This is a genomic window from Rhizobium sp. NFACC06-2, assembly GCF_900101425.1.
In the GTDB taxonomy this organism is placed as follows: Bacteria; Pseudomonadota; Alphaproteobacteria; order Rhizobiales; family Rhizobiaceae; genus Agrobacterium; species Agrobacterium leguminum.
This window is the reverse complement of sequence record NZ_FMVA01000005.1, coordinates 289906-306002: the sequence shown is the minus strand read 5'-3', so window position 1 is coordinate 306002 and position 16097 is coordinate 289906. Positions and strand designations below refer to the sequence as shown.

The following is a 16097-nucleotide window of genomic DNA, read 5'->3' as shown; positions in this document are numbered from 1 at the left end:
AACTGGGCGACAGTTCGCCCGGCGGCATGGCGGCGCTTGCAGGCCTTGCCCCCTTCAATGCCGATAGCGGCATTCACCGCGGCCAGCGCCATATCCGCGGCGGACGAAAGCGCGTTCGCGATGCCCTCTACATGGCGGCGCTGGTGGCCTACCGGTTAAAGTCGCCATTCGCCCGCATGGTTCAGGCCATGCAGGCCAAAGGCAAACCGTTCAAGGTCATGATCATTGCCATCGCCCGCAAACTGCTCGTCATCGCAAACGCCATGCTCAGGGATAAAACCACATTCCAAGCAGCTTGAAACAACATGCATCAATACAGTTGCCAGCCGACGCGCGTCTGCGCGGCGGGAGGAGTCTTTTCAGCCCAAGGACTTGGGCTGACTGGATTCCTGTGACAAGCACAGGAATGAGGGATTCTGGAACGCCATTACATTGAGCGTTTGAGGCGCTGTTTTTCCGAACCCGCGCCTTAGAGCCTGTAAAGCGGCTCGAACCGACCCTTCACCTCAACCCCCAGCTCGAACGTCAACCCATGCTGCGGATTTTCGGCAAGGGCGTCATCATCGAGATTTTCGCGCGCCGAGGTGACGAGAAGGCGCGATGCGTCGGGGGCGATGAAGGCCGGGCAGGTCGTCTGTCCGCCGGGCACCTCATATCGGGCAATGTGATTGCCGTCCGCATCGTAACGATCCACAGCGCCCACGCCCCAGCGGGCGTTCCAGATATGCCCTTCGGCATCGCAGACCGACCCGTCGATGCCGCCTTTGATACCGGTGGAATCGATGAAGACTTCAGCCTCGCCTGCGGGAAGGCCGGTCCCGGCATGGAGCGGCACCCGCATCAGCTTGTTCACCTTGGTATCGACGTAATATCCCGTCGCGCCATCGGGCGAGAAGCAGATCGAATTCGGAATGCTGATCTCGGCAAACAGCTTCGTCACGGTGCCCTTCGCGACATGATAGATGCTACCCGCGCCGGTCTCCGCCTTGCGGCCCATGGTGCCGATCCACAGCGCGCCGGAGGGGTGCATGCGCCCGTCATTGGAGCGGTTGCCAGGCAAATCCTTTTCCAGCTCGGCATGCAGCGTCAGCACGCCGGTTGCCGTGTCGCGCAGGAAAAGCCCGTCATCGGAGGCGATCAGCTGCTTGCTGTCGCTGACCTTGGCGAGCGCACTGCCCATGAAGGGCAAAGCGTGCACGGTCTTGCGGCCGGAGGCGAGATGCAGCTCATGCAGTTCCCGCTCGAGAATATTGAACCACCAGGCGGTGCCGGTCGCAGGGTCGAAGGTCGGGCCTTCGCCGAGCAGCATCGGCGTCTCGTCCAGAACACGTCCGGCAAAGGGAAAAACAGTCGCCAAGCTCTTATCCTCCGATGGCTGCATCATAGGCTGAAAGTGTGACAGTGGCGCGTTCGCGCACCTCCGCCGCCGTCATGCCCGGCTTGTAAAGGCTGGTGCCAAGCCCGAAAGCCACGATACCGGCCGAGGTATATTCAGCGAAATTCTTGTCCGAGACGCCGCCGACGGCGGCGATGACCAGATCCTTCGGCAGGATCGTCCGGATCGCATTGATGCCGGTGGGGCCGATGATGCTGGCGGGAAAGAACTTCAGCCCGGTCGCGCCAGCCTTTGCGGCCACAAGCGCCTCGGTGGGGGTTAGAACACCCGGCATCGTCACCATGCCCTTGACGCGTGCGGCAACGATCACATCGGCGTCGGCATTGGGGCTCACCATCAGCTTGCCGCCCGCCGCATCCAGCGAGGCCACGTCTTCCACGCTGAGCACGGTGCCAGCGCCGATCAGGCAATCGGCGGGCGCCATCTTCGCGGCGATCTCGATGGAGCGGAACGGATCGGGCGAATTGAGCGGAATTTCAATGGCGCGGAAGCCGGTTTCGATCAGCGCGCCGACGACGCCTTCGGTTTCCTCGGGTTTCAGACCGCGCAGGATGGCGATCAGCGGATATTTGATGGAAGGGAAGGGAATACGCATGGTCGATCTTTCTTCTCATGGCCAGATGGCGTTTGCAGCGGCCAGCAATCCGCGCCGCACGGCCTCGTCTGCATCGATGACCGTATAGTGGATATCAAGGGCGGTGAAGGCGCCTTCGTAAAGGGCGCCGAGCGTACCGGAACCGATCAGCACCACCGGCGTCTCGCGCCGCGCGGTGGAATGCGCGCCGGCGATTTCCAGCCCGATCATGATGCCGGAGAGCTTGGCCTTGGCGTCGGTGGCGGCGAGGCCATGCAGCAACTGGCCGGATCGAAGGGTGAAAAAGCGATTGGTCGCAAGCTGCGGATTGGCATAGATGTCGCGCACCGCCGCCGTGAAAGCCTCATGCTTGCCGGTAAAGGCTTCGGCCTCGGCCACCGCATGGGAAAGGATGGTCTGTTTCGAGACGACTTCGAAGAGTTCGCCGGTCATGAACGTGGCGAACCCCGTCACGCCGCCATTCTTCACGGTCACCCATTTGGAATGGGTGCCGGGCATGCAGACAAGTTTCTCACCGGCGTCCGAGGAAGCGAGAGCCCCAAGCAATTGCGTTTCCTCGCCGCGCATGACGTCGGGCGCGTTTTTATCCCGCTGCGCCAGCCCCGGCAGAATGCGCACGTCCCGCGCCTGGCCCGGCACGCGAACCGCGCCGTCGAGAACCGCCGAAAGCGATGTCGGCACATCGATATAACCCGCCTCGACCCAGCCCTGCCGCGCGCCTGCCATGCCGCAGACGAGAACCGGCAAACCTTCCGGCGCGCCGATGGCGTCGAGGTGCGATTGCAGCACATCGGCAAAACCGGTCCGCATGGCGGTGGTCATGCCTTCCGTGCTTCTGCGCTCCGCCAGCACCGCGCCCGATCGGCTCATGAGCCAGAGCCGGAAACTGGTCGTGCCCCAGTCGACGGCGATGAAAGCGGCTTCAGACATTATAGGAGGCCTCCGTCTACGATTATTGATTGCGCCGTGATGGCGCTCGATGCTGATGATGCGAGAAACAGGCAAGGGCCCGCCAGATCGGCGGCGACGAGCGTGCGCTTCAGACATTGCCGCGCGGTGGTGGCGGCAATGCCCTCATCCGTCAGCCAAAGTTCCTTCTGTCGCTCCGTCACGATCATGCCGGGCAGCAGCGTGTTGACGCGGATGTTTTCCGGGCCCAGCCGGCCGGCGAGGCTTTTCGTCAGCCCGATAATGCCGGCCTTGGCCGCCGCATAGGAGGGCAACTCGCCCATGTTGAGCAGAAACGAGATGGACGAGAAATTGACGATGGAGGCGTCCTTCGCCTGCCGCAGATAGGGCAGGGCTGCCTGAACCGTGAAGAACATCTGCTTGAGATTGACCGCCTGATTGGCGTCCCAATAGGCTTCCGTCACCGTGTCTATGTCGTGGCGGTCGTCCCAGGCGGCGTTGTTGACCAGCACCTTGATGCCGCCGGTGGCGGAAGCCGCGGCCTCCACCGTCTGTCCGATTGCCGCAATATCGCGAAGGTCGGTCTTGAAGAAGTGGACTGGATGCGGCGTCGTTGTCGCAAGCCGTTTGACGAGCGCTAGGCTCGGCTCTTCGGCGATATCGATGAACGAAACCTTTGCGCCCTGCATCGCAAAGGCTTCCACCAGCGATGCCCCGATGCCGGAACCGCCGCCGGTGACGAGCACGCCCGCATCCTTGAGGTCCGGAAATTGGGCTTGCGTCATCGGCGTCATCTCGTCCATGAAAGGCTTGATTGTTCCATTATTTGGAACTAGATTTTACTAAATGGAATTATTCTCTTGGCGTCACGCTTATGTCAAGGCAGATGATGGTGGATGTTGCCATGCCCGATAATAAAAAGCCCAATAGGCAAAAGCCTGATGCGGTTCCGGTGATGCAACGGAAAACCGGAGTTGAGACGGGCACGCTCGGCAAGGCCGTCTCGCTGCTGGAGCTGATCGCCTTTGCTGAAAAACCGATGCGCTTTACCGATGTGGTCGAAGCCTGCGGCCAGCCGCGCGGCACGGTTCATCGCCAGCTCGCCCATCTTGTCGCCGAAGGCCTTGTCGATCACGCTGCCGATCAGACCTATGCCGTGGGGCTGAGGTTGCTGCAACTGGCCGCGAAAGCCTGGAGCGGCAACGACCTGCGCAGCGTCGCGGCTCCCCATCTGGCGGCGTTGCAGGAGGTGACCCAGGAGTCGGTGCATCTCGCCGTGCTGAACGGCAGACAGGTCACCTATCTCGACAAGATGGAGGGGCAGCATACATTGCGCATGCATTCGCAGGTCGGCAAAACCTCGCCAGCCTATTGCACCGGAGTGGGCAAGGCGGCGCTGTCGCTGCTCTCCGCCGACGATCTGGCGCAGCTGGCTGCGGAACTGGATTTTCATCGCTTCACGGAAAGCACGGTCACGACGCCGGAAGCGCTGATGGCGGAGGTGGCGACCATTCGCGACAACGGCTACGGGTTCGACCTTCAGGAGCACGAGATCGGAATTCACTGCGTCGCAGCACCCGTCCGGGCGCCCGGCCGCAATTTTCGCGCGGCGATTTCCGTCACCGGCCCGGCCTATCGCGTGGATGTGGAACAGCTTCGCAAATGGGCCCCTCTGGTGCGCGAGACAGCCGACAGGATTTCCGACGATCTAGCCTGCAGATTGTCCCCGGTTGCGGATGGTTGAAGAAAACAGGGCGCGCAGCCTTTGGATTTTCCTGTGCGGAACCGCCGGCCATGGACCCATTCAGATGCGTTCGACATTATTTTCGACTATTCTGAATTAAGTTTTCAACTTTTGTTTGCATGAATCGTTTTGCTGAGTAACATCCGCAACAATTTCCGGGCAAGGGCGGGCCTTTGCGGCGGCATTTTCTCATTCTCGAAGAACAGCTTTGATGCAGAAAACAGAGACGGCCGCCGTTCAGACGATTGGTGTTGATTGCGTTCGCGAGATCGCCGATCTCAACACGCAATTCGATATATTCCGGTTTCTGAAACGGCTGACGGAGGCCTGGGAATTCAGGGCTTTCATGGTGCTCGACCTGTCTTCGGAAGTAGCGAGCGAACTGTCGCAATATACGATCATCACCAGCTGGCCGGCCGAGCTTCTGCAGCGTTACGATGAAGAGGGCATGCTCCAGACCAGCCGGGTGATGGCGCAGTTGAAAAAATCGACCGTCCCCTTTTCCGTCTCCATGGATTTTCTGGTCAGAGGCGACGGAGAAATCGCCAGGAAAACCGTAATCAACCTTTTCGAACGGTTCGAGATGATCAATTCGGTCTGGTTCCCCGTCCACGACATCACCATGCGACGGGGCGCGGTATCCTTTTCCGGCAACAAGACGGCTGTGCCCGCCAGCCGGCTTGCGGAGCTTTTTTACATTTCCAGCCATGTCTTTGCCCGGCTGTCTGAAATCCGCCGCCTCGATCTCAGGGTCCCCGAAACCTTGAGCGAGCGGGAGATCGACTGCCTGAACTGGACCGCCGCCGGCAAGACCAGCGCCGAAATCGCTGAAATCATGATGCTGTCGGAACATACCATCAATCATTACCTGAACCGTGCGACGAAAAAACTCGACACGGTCAACCGCACCCAGGCCGTCGCAAAAGCGCTGCGGGTCGGCCTGATAAAATAGCGAAATCTTAATTTTATCATTGTGATAAACCGCTTCCTGGGCGATCCTCTTTTCGAATCACCGGAAAGGAGAAATCGTTTGCCGGAACGGCATAAGGTAAAAGCAGGATTTTCTCCGACTATCGATTGCGCCGTGCTGATAGCCGCTGCCGAAAAAGGCTTTGCTGCCGATGAAGGCATAGAACTCGAACTTTTCCGAAAACAGTCCGCCCGCGCCGTGCTTGCGGCGCTTGGCGAGGATGGCGTTCACGTCGCGCATCTGCCCGCTCCGGTTCCCGTCGGCTCCGCTGTCGGCCTCGACGATCTGCCGGCCGATATTGTCGGCGTTTTCACGCTTTCGCTCGGTGGATCCGCAACGACCGTTTCCCACGGATTTTATGACGAGCTCTACCGCGAAGGGCTGAAGCTGCCGGACCCGGCGGCTTTTGGACGCGCCATGGCCCGTGTCTGCGCCGCGCGCCGGGCGGCGGGTGGAAATCCGCCGGTCTTTGCGGTCGAGGATATCGTCTCCACGCCGTTTTATGCGCTGCGTTACCTGCTCGGAAGCTGCGGCGTGCTACTCGGCCGGGATATGGAAATCGTCGAGGCCCTGCCGAAGGCGATGCCGGGGCTCCTGGAAAGCGGCAAGGTCGATGCGCTCTGTACCGCCGAACCGGCGGGCAGCGCCGTGGTGCTCGGCGGCGCCGGCCGGATCGTCACCACCGGGGCGTTGATCTGGCACAATGCGCCGGAAAAGATACTGTCCGCGAAGAAGCGGTGGACGGAGGACAACCCAGCCCTTCTCGAAGGGCTGCTGCGCGCCCTTTACCGCGCTGGCGAATGGTGCGCCAATGCCGCCAATATCGAGGAACTGGCCGGCATCCTCGCCGCCCCTCAATATATGGATGAGAACGGCGATTTCCTGCTGCCGGCGCTGACGGGCTATATTTCCACCTCGCAGCGGGACATGCAGCGCTTTCAGGAGTTTTTCGTGACGAGCGCCAAGGCCGCCAATTTTCCATGGCAGAGCCAGGCCCTGTGGTTCTTCAGCCAGATGTTGCGCTGGGGCGAGGTTTCCGCCGATTACCGGTTCGATCCCGCCATGGTGGAGGCGGCCCGCAACGCCTACCGGCCGGATATTTTCCGCAAGGCGATGAAGCCGCTTTTCGTGCCGGTGCCGGGTGCTAATCTGAAGCTCGAGGGCACGCTGCGCGAGCCTGTTCATGTCGGCGCATCCCGCACGGGTCTGGTGCTCGGCCCCGACTGTTTTTTCGACGGCCATATTTTCGATCCGGAAACGCTGGCGATGGACGACGAAATCTGAAACCGCAGCGTTAAATCGTCGCGAATGCCGGACTGTCGCGCTTTGGCATTGGCGAAGCGCTCCGGCTTGTCTATGGATGGCACGCAATACCGGTCGGATGATGAAGCGGAGCAGGAATATGGCAGAGGTCAGCAAGAGCCAGGTGGAAAAGGCGCTGGAAGCGGTAATTTATCCCGTCAGCGGCAAGAGCATCGTCGCACTCGGCATGGTCTCGGAAATCTTCATCGCCGATGCGAAGGCCTATTTCTCGATCACTGTCCCGGCCGACAAGGCTGCGGAGATGGAGCCGTTGCGGCTTGCCGCCGAACAGGCGGCCAAAAGCGTGGAAGGTATCGTCGGCGCGGTCGTGGCGCTGACGGCCGACCGCAAGCCCGGCCAGCAGCAACCGGCACCCGCGCGCCCCGCCGCCGCAACCGGCCGACCGGCCCAACAGCCCGGCTCCTCGAAGGTCGGCGTACCGGGTGTGCGGGCCATCATCGCCGTGGCGTCAGGCAAGGGCGGTGTGGGCAAATCGACGACCGCGGTCAATCTGGCGCTCGGTCTTCAGTCGCTCGGCCTCAAGGTCGGCATGCTGGATGCCGATATTTACGGCCCTTCGCTGCCGCGACTCTTAAAAATTTCCGGCCGCCCCAGGCAGCAGGAAGATCGCATCATCCTTCCCATGGAAAATTATGGGCTGAAGGTCATGTCCATGGGCTTTCTGGTGGATGAGGAAGCCGCGATGATCTGGCGCGGGCCGATGGTGCAGTCAGCCCTGATGCAGATGCTGCGCGAAGTGGCCTGGGGCGAACTGGATGTGCTGGTGCTGGACATGCCGCCCGGCACTGGCGATGCGCAGCTGACCATCGCGCAGCAGGTGCCGCTCGCCGGCGCCGTCATCGTTTCCACGCCGCAGGATCTGGCGCTGATCGACGCACGCAAGGGCATCACCATGTTCCGCAAGGTGGAGGTTCCGCTCCTCGGCGTCATCGAGAATATGAGCTATTTCATCGCGCCCGATACCGGCGCGCGCTACGATATTTTCGGCCATGGTGGCGCGAAGGCGGAGGCTGAAAGGATCGGCGTGCCCTTCCTCGGCGAAGTTCCGCTCACCATCTCCATCCGCGAAATGTCGGACGCCGGAACGCCGGTCGTCGCCGCCGAGCCCAATGGCCCGCAGGCCGCGATCTATCGCGATATTGCCGAAAAAGTCTGGGCGCGCATCGGTGCGGGCGAGAGAAAAGCGGCGCCGAAGATCGTTTTCGAATAGCGCGGCAGTCATGGGCGCAAAATCGGGCAGGTGTCTGCCCGCTTTGAATAATCCTTTGAAAACAGAAGATTAAACGCCAGTATCGGGCAGGCTTTCCGGTTTTGAACTGCAGAAATGCTTCGCCTGCAATGCTGTCGAGAAAAAATATTGCTTGATTGCATCTCGCTTTGGGCGCATACGCCTGCGCCGTTTGGCTCTTGGTCCATCGGGCTGGCGAGATTGTGAAAATCCCGCTCGTCCGGCGTTCCCTGAAGTGTCGTCCAAGGGTTTGCCGAGCGCAAACAGGATATGTTAAGCAGCATTGCGGCTGAAGCCTGCAATGTGGAGCGGAGAAACGGATTGATAAAAGCCTATCGCGCCAATTGCGAGGCGATCAGCCTGTCGTCAGACGACGGCTCCGGACAGATTCCCGACGACATCGTCTGGATCGATCTCGTCAATCCGGACAGGGCGGAAGAGCAGCACGTGGAAAAGCTGCTGGGTGTGGAACTGCCGACGCGCGAAGACCTGAAGGATATCGAGCCTTCCAGTCGTCTCTATATGGAAGACGCCAATGTCTTCATGACCGCGTCTCTGGTGTGGAAGGCGGATTCGGATGATCCTCGCCTCACCGACGTCGCCTTCGTTCTGGTTGGCAAGCGTCTGGTGACAATCCGTTATGCCGAGCCGAAATCGTTCCACCTTTTCATTGCCGCCATTACCCGCGCGCCGCACGAAATGCGCAGCGGCACGGCGCTGCTTTTGAAGCTGCTCGAAACCATCGTCGACCGCACGGCGGAAATTCTCGAAAACTCGGTCGCCGGCATCGACAATCTCGCCGCCGACATTCTCGGCAGCCAGGCTCGTTCCAAACGCAAGGCGCCGCGCTATCTCGAAGACCGCCTCGGCAACATCGCCGCCTATCACCGGCTGATATCGAAGGTCCGCGTGAGCCTTGCATCTCTGGCGCGCCTGCAGACCTTTCTGTCCACCAGCGATCAGGTGCGCGAAGACAAGGGCGCGCGGGAGCAGGGCAAGTCGATCGGCCGCGATATTCAATCGCTGAACGAACATGCCTCCTTCGTTTCCGGCAATCTGACCTTCCTGCTGGATGCCTCGCTTGGTATCATCAACATCGAGCAGAACAGCATCATCAAGATTTTCTCCATCGCTTCGGTGGTATTCCTGCCGCCGACGCTGGTGGCCTCTGTTTATGGAATGAACTTTCAGCTCATGCCGGAGTTGAACTGGACATTCGGTTACCCACTCGCGCTCATCGTCATGCTGATGTCCGCCATCATCCCGTTTCTCTTTTTTCGTTGGAAGGGCTGGCTCTGAGGAGTCAGGATCATCATGTCCCAGATCGCTGACAAGGATGTTGCCGAGAAACCGGATGCGGATGACGAGCACAAGAACAAGGGGCTTTATGCCGCGATCCTTGGTTCCATCGGCGTCGTCTATGGCGATATCGGCACCAGCCCGCTCTACGCCTTCCGCGAGGCGCTGCGGCCCATCGCCTATGACGGCGTGACGCAGGAAGAAGTCATCGGCCTCACATCGCTGATGATCTGGTCTTTGACCATCATCGTCACCTTCAAATACATTACCCTGCTGCTGCGCGCCGACAATGACGGCGAGGGCGGCACGCTGTCGCTGCTGGCGCTGCTGATGAAAACGGCGGGCACCCATCGCGGCGTTCTCATCGTGCTCGGCCTCATCGGCGCGGCGCTGTTTCTGGGCGATGCCATGATCACCCCGGCGCTATCGGTGCTTTCGGCGGTGGAGGGCCTGAAGCTCGTCACGCCGGAAATGGACGCCTTCATCATCCCTATCTCCGTCGGCATTCTCATCGGCCTTTTTGCCATCCAGTCCCACGGCACGGGCACGGTGGCGAAATTCTTCGGACCGATCACTGCCGTCTGGTTCATCGTCATGGGTCTGGCCGGTCTCCTTCATATCGCCGATGATTTCAGCATCCTCTTCGCTTTCAACCCGTGGCATGCGGTGGAGTTTCTGGCCAGTGAAGGCTTCTACGGCATCGTTGTGCTTGGCGCGGTTTTCCTGACGATCACCGGGGCGGAAGCGCTTTACGCCGATCTCGGCCATTTCGGCCGCCGTCCCATCCAGTGGGCGTGGTTCTGTCTGGTTTTCCCGGCATTGACGCTGAATTATCTCGGGCAGGGCGCGCTGGTGCTGAAAGACCCGGCGGCGATGTCCAATCCCTTCTACCTGATGTTCCCGCAATGGGCGATCCTGCCGGCCGTCATTCTGGCGACCGCCGCCACCATCATCGCCAGCCAGGCGGTCATAACAGGTGCGTTTTCGCTCGTGCGTCAGGCGATCCATCTCGGCTACCTGCCGCGCATGGAAATCCTCTTCACCTCAGAAACCAATACCGGGCAGATTTACCTGCCGGCCGTCAACACCATCCTGCTGTTCGGCGTCGTGGCGCTGGTGCTCACCTTCAAGAGTTCGGATGCGCTGGCCACCGCCTACGGTATTTCCGTCACCGGCGCGATGGTCGTCACCAGCCTGATGTTCTTCGAATTCGTGCGCAAGCGCTGGCAATGGTCGGTCTGGCTCGCAATTGCCGTGCTGGCCCCGCTTCTGGCGCTGGAGCTGATCTTCCTTGGCGCGAACCTCCTGAAGATTCACGACGGCGGTTATGTGCCGGTGCTGCTGGCAATCGCCTTCACCGTCATCATGACCACCTGGCAGCGCGGTTCGAGAATCCTCTTCGCCAAGACCCGCCGCACCGATGTGCCGCTGAAGGCCTTCGTCGCCTCTGTGGAAAAGGAAAGCCCGCATGCGCCGGTGCGCGTGCCAGGCACCGCCATCTTCCTTACCGGTGATCCCGAGACGGCGCCGGCCGCACTGTTGCACAATCTCAAGCATAACCACGTGCTGCACGACAAGAACGTCATCCTGACGATCCGCACCGAAGACCAGCCCCGCGTCCATCCTGCCGAACGATATACGCTGACGAAACTGAGCGACCGTTTCGCCGTGGTCGAACTGCATTTCGGCTTCATGGAAACCCAGAACGTCACCCAGGCGCTGGGCTATCTTCGGCGCACCGGCTACAAGTTCGACATCATGTCGACCTCGTTTTATCTCGGCCGCCGCAAGCTGGTGCCGGACCCGAAATCGGGCATGCCGGGCTGGCAGAACCGCCTGTTCATTGCGCTGGCCGAAACCGCCGCCGATCCGTCCGATTATTTCCGTCTGCCGGCCAACCGCGTGGTGGAACTGGGTTCGCACGTCGTCGTCTGATGAAGTGCGCATGCCCTCAATGTAGCTGGGCGGTCTCCTTCTTTCCGTCATACCGGCCTTGAGCCGGTATCCAGCCAGCCCAAGTCCTTGGGCTGAAAGGAGTCTTTACGCCGCGCAGACGCGCGTCGGCTGGATTTCGGCTCGAGGCCGGAATGACGGATGTGGAGATGCCCTGCGGGACAGTTATGATCGGCACAAGCGAACTCGATGCCACGCCACGCGCATTAGAAGATGGTTACACATTAACGTGAATCCGCGTCAGCGCGCGGCGTTAACCAAGCATCAAGGTTAATAAGAGATTCTCGAACACCTGTAGCAAATATGGTTGTCGGTGTTCGGAGTGCTGGTTTTGCGTTCGAAAAGAGTAATGCGTCGTCGGTCCCCCGTGTCCCTTCAGGGGTGGGCGTCAAAATGGACCTCGCCCGTCGTCTTCGGCCTTGCCGCCTGGCTCGTTTTTCCCTCCCTCGCTGCGCGCGCGGATCTGGCCTCGCTTCTGGCTGGTCTGGACAAGGGCGGCGAGCAATGGCGCATGGTGCTGACGGCCTCTCCGGCGGGCTCGGTGCACAATGCATCCCTTACCTTCAACGATGCGGCGGGCGAGGCGGCGCTGCACGGCGGCGGCATGACCCTGCCCAATGGCAGCAAGGTTGCCTTCGTCACCAACAAGAAGGGCGAGGCAACGACGCCCGACAGCGAGCGCGTCAACCGCGCCGCCAAGAAGAGCCGCATCGTCGCCACCGAAATCATGCAGCCGCCCAAGGCCTTCACCGCCGGTTCCGTCCTGCAGCGCACCAGCATGCTGGATATCGAGCCGCTGAAGCGCAAGGACCGCACCGCTTTCGTCAAGCCGAAGCGCGGCAAGGACGTGGAACTCGCCTCCTTCTATTTCCGCCGTGAGGAAAAGAAGGCGGACAGAAGCGTCTCGCCTATGGTGGCGGAGCTCATCACCAATCGCACGCCGGATATTCTCGCCACGGCCTATGCGCCGGCCGAACCGGATTTCGCCCGCGAGTCGCCCTTCGACGCCATTCTCAAAAAGCCCGAGGCCGGCCGCTTCGTGCCGCAGATCGCCGAGGACGACCACGCCTGGGCAGCCACCCCGCTGCCCGCCACCGTGTTTTCCGCAGCCGAACAGCAATGCCTTGCCTCCGGCATCTATTTCGAGGCGCGCGGAGAATCGGTGAAGGGACAGGCGGCGGTGGCGCAGGTCATTCTTAACCGCGTGCGCAATCCCGCCTATCCGAAAACCATCTGCGGCGTCGTCTATCAGAATAAGGACTGGCGTAACCGCTGCCAATTTTCCTTCGCCTGCGACAATATCAAGGACCGCGTGAATTCCGAACGCCACTGGAAAATGGCGCGCGAAGTGGCCATGGCCACTACCGCCGGCAAAATCTGGATGAAGGAAGTGGGTTCGGCAACCCATTATCACGCCGTCTATGTGCGTCCCGCCTGGGGCCGCACGATGAAGAAGGTCGGCAGAATCGGATTGCATGTCTTTTACCGTACCTATGGTGGCGGCTGGAGCTGATACCACCGCCGATTTGTCGCATTTTGCGTGTCAAAAATGCCGATTCCTTTGCGAAACATCGCGGTCAAACGGCGATTTGAGGTCAAGCTGTTGTTTTTTCATGATTAATTTGTGCTGCAACAACCGTCGCCAGTGCCTTGACTAGAGAAGCCCCTAAAACTATGTTGCGCGCGACTTCAGAGCGGGCTGGAACAGGCTTAATCCGTCACCGTTTACAACTCCAAAGGGTTCTGGCATGGCTGGAACGGAGAAAATGGGTGGGATTTTAAGATGACTGGCAACCGTGACGATAGTCTGGACGAGCGCCGCAAGCGCCTTGCTGACGAGTTGGCCAAGGTGAAGGCGGAGGATGAGGCGGAAGTGAGGGCGGAGACCAACGCTGCGGAAAGCCGGAAAGGCTTTGCGATGGCGGTTAAGCTCTCATCGGAGTTCATTTCGGCCATCGTGGTCGGCGCTATGCTGGGTTATCTTCTGGACTATTTTGCCGGCACGACGCCGTGGGGGATGATCGTTCTTCTTCTTCTCGGTTTCTGCGCAGGCGTATTGAATGTGTTGCGCTCGACCGGCGCGGTGGCCAAGCCGCCGCTGCTGGAAAAGGCGGACAGGCGAGACGAGGGTGGAAAAGGCGGCGTTTAAGCTGTTTTTTCTTGCAGTTGAGATGCCGCGACAGGCGGCGACAGGTAAAGAGGGCAGCCGGTGGCAAACGATCCGACCCATCAGTTCTTGGTGCAGCCGATCATTCCGATCGAAATTGGCGGCGTCGATTTTTCCTTCACCAATGCGTCGCTCTTCATGGTCGCGACCGTGGCTGCGGCTTCCGGTTTCCTTTATTTCGCAACGTCGAACCGCGGTCTGATCCCGACCCGCATGCAGTCCGTTGCTGAAATGTCCTATGAATTCATCGCCTCCATGCTGCGCGAAGGCGCCGGCAAGAAGGGCATGGTGTTCTTCCCCTTCGTCTTCTCGCTGTTCATGTTCGTGCTGACGGCCAACCTTCTCGGCATGTTCCCGTATTTCTTCACGGTCACCAGCCAGATCATCGTCACCTTCGCGCTCGCCTGCCTCGTCATCGGCACGGTCCTGGTTTACGGTTTCTGGAAGCATGGCCTGCATTTCTTCGGCATCTTCGCCCCCTCGGGCGTGCCCAAGGCGCTTCTGCCGCTTGTGGCGTCGATTGAAATGATCTCGTTCCTGTCGCGCCCGATCAGCCTTTCGGTTCGTCTTTTTGCGAACATGCTGGCCGGCCACATCACGCTCAAGGTTTTCGCAGGCTTCGTCGCCTCCATGAGCGCGCTCGGCGCGCTCGGTGTCGGCGGTGCTGTCCTGCCTCTCATCATGACGGTCGCCATGACCGCTCTCGAATTTCTCGTTGCCTTCCTGCAGGCTTACGTCTTCGCGGTACTGACTTGCATGTACCTGAACGACGCCGTGCATGGTGGTCACTGAGAAGTAAAGTCGCTGGCCCCGGCAACGGGCGTCAAAAACAGCCGCAACAACCAATATCTCAAGGAGTCTCACATGGAAGCGGAAGCAGCAAAGTACATCGGCGCAGGTCTCGCATGCCTCGGCATGGCTGGTACGTCCCTCGCACTCGGCCGTATCTTCGGTGATTACCTGTCCGGCGCACTGCGCAACCCCTCTGCTGCCGACAGCCAGTTCGGCCGTCTGGTATTCGGCTTCGCCGTTACGGAAGCTCTGGGCATCTTCTCGCTGCTCGTTGCTCTCCTTCTCCTGTTCGCTGTTTAATATCGGCATCAGGTCTGGATCACGGCCCGCAAATGGCGTGCCGTGATCCTTCGCATTTGCAGTACCCCTGGAGGTGAGCATGTTCGTGACCGAGGCTTATGCCCAGTCAGCACCGACCGTAGGTGAAACGCATACGGAAACTCCGGCTGTCGGCCAGCCGCAACCGGAAGCCACGCACACGGAAACCGGTGTGGCGCACGGCGCCGAACACGGCGCTTCCGGCGTATTCCCGCCGTTCGACCAGTCTACTTATGCATCGCAGGTTCTCTGGCTGGCGATCACGTTCGGCCTTTTCTACCTGCTCATGCAGAAGGTCATCGTTCCGCGCGTCGGCGGCATTCTCGAAAACCGCCATGGACGCATCGCACAGGATCTCGATGAAGCGGCACGGCTGAAAAGCGAAGCCGACGCTGCCGTCGAAACCTATGAAAAAGAACTCGCAGCAGCCCGCGCCAAGGCAGGCTCCATCGGCGCTGCGGCCCGTGACGCCGCAAAGGCGAAAGCCGATGCCGACCGCGCCGCTATCGAAGCCGGTCTTGCCGAAAAGCTCACCGCCGCCGAAAAGCGCATTGCGGGCATCAAGGAACAGGCATTCGCCGATGTCGGCGCCATTGCCGAAGAAACCGCGACCGCAATCGTCGACCAGCTGGTCGGCGCCAAGGTCAAGGACACGGACGTCAAGGCAGCGATTGCCGCCGCTTCGAACGTGAAGGGAGCCTGATATGGCATTTGATGCATCATTTTTCGCTCTCGTCGGTCTCGTCCTCTTCTTCGTTCTGGTGGCCTATCTCAAGGTTCCCGGCATGCTCGCCAAGTCTCTGGACGAGCGCGCCCAGAACATTCAGGACGAGCTGGCCGAAGCCAAGCGCCTGCGCGAAGAGGCCCAGCACCTGCTGGCCGAATATCAGCGCAAGCGTAAGGAAGCAGAAGCCGAAGCCGCAGGTATCGTTGCCGCCGCCGAGCGCGAGGCCGCAGCCCTGACGGAAGAAGCCAAGCAGAAGACGGAAGAATTCGTCGCCCGCCGCACGGCCCTTTCGGAACAGAAGATCAAGCAGGCCGAAGACGACGCCATCGGCGCCGTCCGCGCCGCCGCCGTGGATATCGCCATTGCCGCTTCCGAGAAGCTCATTGCCGAAAAGACCACCGCCGCCGCAAAGGCCAAGCTTTTCACCGCCACCATCGGCGAAGTGAAGTCGAAGCTGAACTGAGATTTATCTCGGAATGTTCAAAGCCCCTCCGGCGAAAGCCGTGAGGGGTTTTTTGTTTGAGGTGGAAAAGCTGGTTAGAAATATGATGCCGCCTGCACTATGGAAATGCGGCATGCGCTCCAGCAGGCCTCCCTCGGTGGTGGCGGTGATCGGCTTTATGGTTTGTGATGCTGAATGTCGGATTTCGCTTCCGCTTTGCGCCAGAAGCGGACG

The 16097-nt window shown here is 60.4% G+C and carries 17 protein-coding genes; 13 read left to right on the top strand and 4 right to left on the bottom strand.

Annotated features, from left to right (window positions below):
- The coding region (locus tag F3H58_RS12185; RefSeq protein ID WP_149742347.1) for a transposase at nt 1-299 on the top strand (299 nt) is incomplete at its 5' end.
- Nucleotides 300-469: 170 nt separating this feature from the next.
- Here the strand turns inward: F3H58_RS12185 and F3H58_RS12180 are convergent.
- Genes F3H58_RS12180 through F3H58_RS12165 form a run of 4 tightly spaced genes read right to left on the bottom strand, consistent with a single transcriptional unit; the run spans nt 470 to nt 3703 of the window.
- Nucleotides 470-1357 carry an SMP-30/gluconolactonase/LRE family protein gene (locus F3H58_RS12180; protein ID WP_149742346.1) on the bottom strand — a complete coding sequence of 296 codons (888 nt, stop codon included), beginning with the start codon at nt 1355-1357 and terminating at the stop codon, nt 470-472.
- Between the two features lie 4 nt (nt 1358-1361).
- Entirely contained in the window at nt 1362-1991 is a 630-nt protein-coding gene (locus F3H58_RS12175; RefSeq protein ID WP_149742345.1) for a 2-dehydro-3-deoxy-6-phosphogalactonate aldolase, read from the bottom strand.
- A 15-nt stretch (nt 1992-2006) separates the two neighbouring features.
- Nucleotides 2007-2921 carry a 2-dehydro-3-deoxygalactonokinase gene (locus F3H58_RS12170; RefSeq protein ID WP_149742344.1) on the bottom strand — a complete coding sequence of 305 codons (915 nt, stop codon included), beginning with the start codon at nt 2919-2921 and terminating at the stop codon, nt 2007-2009.
- Nucleotides 2921-3703, bottom strand: a complete 783-nt coding sequence (locus tag F3H58_RS12165; protein WP_188128890.1) for an SDR family NAD(P)-dependent oxidoreductase — start codon at nt 3701-3703, stop codon at nt 2921-2923. The genes F3H58_RS12170 and F3H58_RS12165 overlap by 1 nt, the downstream gene beginning before the upstream one ends.
- Before the next feature lie 71 nt (nt 3704-3774).
- On the opposite strand from F3H58_RS12165, the gene F3H58_RS12160 reads away from it, so the two are divergent.
- The 12 genes from F3H58_RS12160 to F3H58_RS12105 all read left to right on the top strand — a co-directional run bounded on the left by F3H58_RS12160 (nt 3775) and on the right by F3H58_RS12105 (nt 15884).
- Nucleotides 3775-4644, top strand: a complete 870-nt coding sequence (locus F3H58_RS12160) for an IclR family transcriptional regulator (protein WP_188128889.1) — start codon at nt 3775-3777, stop codon at nt 4642-4644.
- A 211-nt stretch (nt 4645-4855) separates the two neighbouring features.
- On the top strand, nt 4856-5596 hold the full coding sequence (locus F3H58_RS12155; protein WP_149742342.1) for a helix-turn-helix transcriptional regulator: 741 nt from the start codon (nt 4856-4858) through the stop codon (nt 5594-5596).
- A 78-nt stretch (nt 5597-5674) separates the two neighbouring features.
- Nucleotides 5675-6898, top strand: a complete 1224-nt coding sequence (locus F3H58_RS12150) for a CmpA/NrtA family ABC transporter substrate-binding protein (RefSeq protein ID WP_149742341.1) — start codon at nt 5675-5677, stop codon at nt 6896-6898.
- A 118-nt stretch (nt 6899-7016) separates the two neighbouring features.
- The gene (locus F3H58_RS12145; RefSeq protein ID WP_149742340.1) at nt 7017-8147 is read left to right on the top strand and encodes an Mrp/NBP35 family ATP-binding protein; all 1131 of its coding nucleotides are present in this window, start codon (nt 7017-7019) and stop codon (nt 8145-8147) included.
- A gap of 339 nt (nt 8148-8486) precedes the next feature.
- A complete protein-coding gene (locus F3H58_RS12140; protein ID WP_065654349.1) occupies nt 8487-9464 on the top strand; it encodes a magnesium transporter CorA family protein in 978 nt (325 codons plus the stop codon).
- Between the two features lie 15 nt (nt 9465-9479).
- Nucleotides 9480-11399 (top strand): potassium transporter Kup, encoded by a 1920-nt coding sequence (locus F3H58_RS12135; protein ID WP_065654348.1) that lies wholly within the window; start codon nt 9480-9482, stop codon nt 11397-11399.
- Between the two features lie 367 nt (nt 11400-11766).
- Nucleotides 11767-12930, top strand: a complete 1164-nt coding sequence (locus tag F3H58_RS12130) for a cell wall hydrolase (protein ID WP_188128888.1) — start codon at nt 11767-11769, stop codon at nt 12928-12930.
- 270 nt (nt 12931-13200) lie between these two features.
- Nucleotides 13201-13566 carry an AtpZ/AtpI family protein gene (locus tag F3H58_RS12125; protein ID WP_035261818.1) on the top strand — a complete coding sequence of 122 codons (366 nt, stop codon included), beginning with the start codon at nt 13201-13203 and terminating at the stop codon, nt 13564-13566.
- A gap of 60 nt (nt 13567-13626) precedes the next feature.
- On the top strand, nt 13627-14376 hold the full coding sequence (locus F3H58_RS12120) for a F0F1 ATP synthase subunit A (RefSeq protein WP_003521045.1): 750 nt from the start codon (nt 13627-13629) through the stop codon (nt 14374-14376).
- Between the two features lie 72 nt (nt 14377-14448).
- Complete coding sequence (locus F3H58_RS12115; RefSeq protein WP_003494147.1) at nt 14449-14676, top strand: F0F1 ATP synthase subunit C; 228 nt, start codon at nt 14449-14451, stop codon at nt 14674-14676.
- 79 nt (nt 14677-14755) lie between these two features.
- Nucleotides 14756-15397: a F0F1 ATP synthase subunit B gene (locus tag F3H58_RS12110; protein WP_080856013.1), complete on the top strand. Its 642-nt coding sequence runs from the start codon at nt 14756-14758 to the stop codon at nt 15395-15397.
- A gap of 1 nt (nt 15398) precedes the next feature.
- Nucleotides 15399-15884 (top strand): F0F1 ATP synthase subunit B, encoded by a 486-nt coding sequence (locus tag F3H58_RS12105; RefSeq protein WP_020810758.1) that lies wholly within the window; start codon nt 15399-15401, stop codon nt 15882-15884.
- Nucleotides 15885-16097: the final 213 nt, after the last annotated feature.

Bases quoted from the DNA above. Each gene is read 5' to 3' on its own strand.
- F3H58_RS12175 (WP_149742345.1), bottom strand. From the start codon at position 1,991: ATGCGTATTCCCTTCCCTTCCATCAAATATCCGCTGATCGCCATCCTG.
- F3H58_RS12170 (WP_149742344.1), bottom strand. From the start codon at position 2,921: ATGTCTGAAGCCGCTTTCATCGCCGTCGACTGGGGCACGACCAGTTTC.
- F3H58_RS12165 (WP_188128890.1), bottom strand. From the start codon at position 3,703: ATGGACGAGATGACGCCGATGACGCAAGCCCAATTTCCGGACCTCAAG.
- F3H58_RS12160 (WP_188128889.1), top strand. From the start codon at position 3,775: ATGTCAAGGCAGATGATGGTGGATGTTGCCATGCCCGATAATAAAAAG.
- F3H58_RS12155 (WP_149742342.1), top strand. From the start codon at position 4,856: ATGCAGAAAACAGAGACGGCCGCCGTTCAGACGATTGGTGTTGATTGC.
- F3H58_RS12145 (WP_149742340.1), top strand. From the start codon at position 7,017: ATGGCAGAGGTCAGCAAGAGCCAGGTGGAAAAGGCGCTGGAAGCGGTA.
- F3H58_RS12135 (WP_065654348.1), top strand. From the start codon at position 9,480: ATGTCCCAGATCGCTGACAAGGATGTTGCCGAGAAACCGGATGCGGAT.
- F3H58_RS12130 (WP_188128888.1), top strand. From the start codon at position 11,767: ATGCGTCGTCGGTCCCCCGTGTCCCTTCAGGGGTGGGCGTCAAAATGG.
- F3H58_RS12125 (WP_035261818.1), top strand. From the start codon at position 13,201: ATGACTGGCAACCGTGACGATAGTCTGGACGAGCGCCGCAAGCGCCTT.
- F3H58_RS12115 (WP_003494147.1), top strand. From the start codon at position 14,449: ATGGAAGCGGAAGCAGCAAAGTACATCGGCGCAGGTCTCGCATGCCTC.
- F3H58_RS12110 (WP_080856013.1), top strand. From the start codon at position 14,756: ATGTTCGTGACCGAGGCTTATGCCCAGTCAGCACCGACCGTAGGTGAA.
- F3H58_RS12105 (WP_020810758.1), top strand. From the start codon at position 15,399: ATGGCATTTGATGCATCATTTTTCGCTCTCGTCGGTCTCGTCCTCTTC.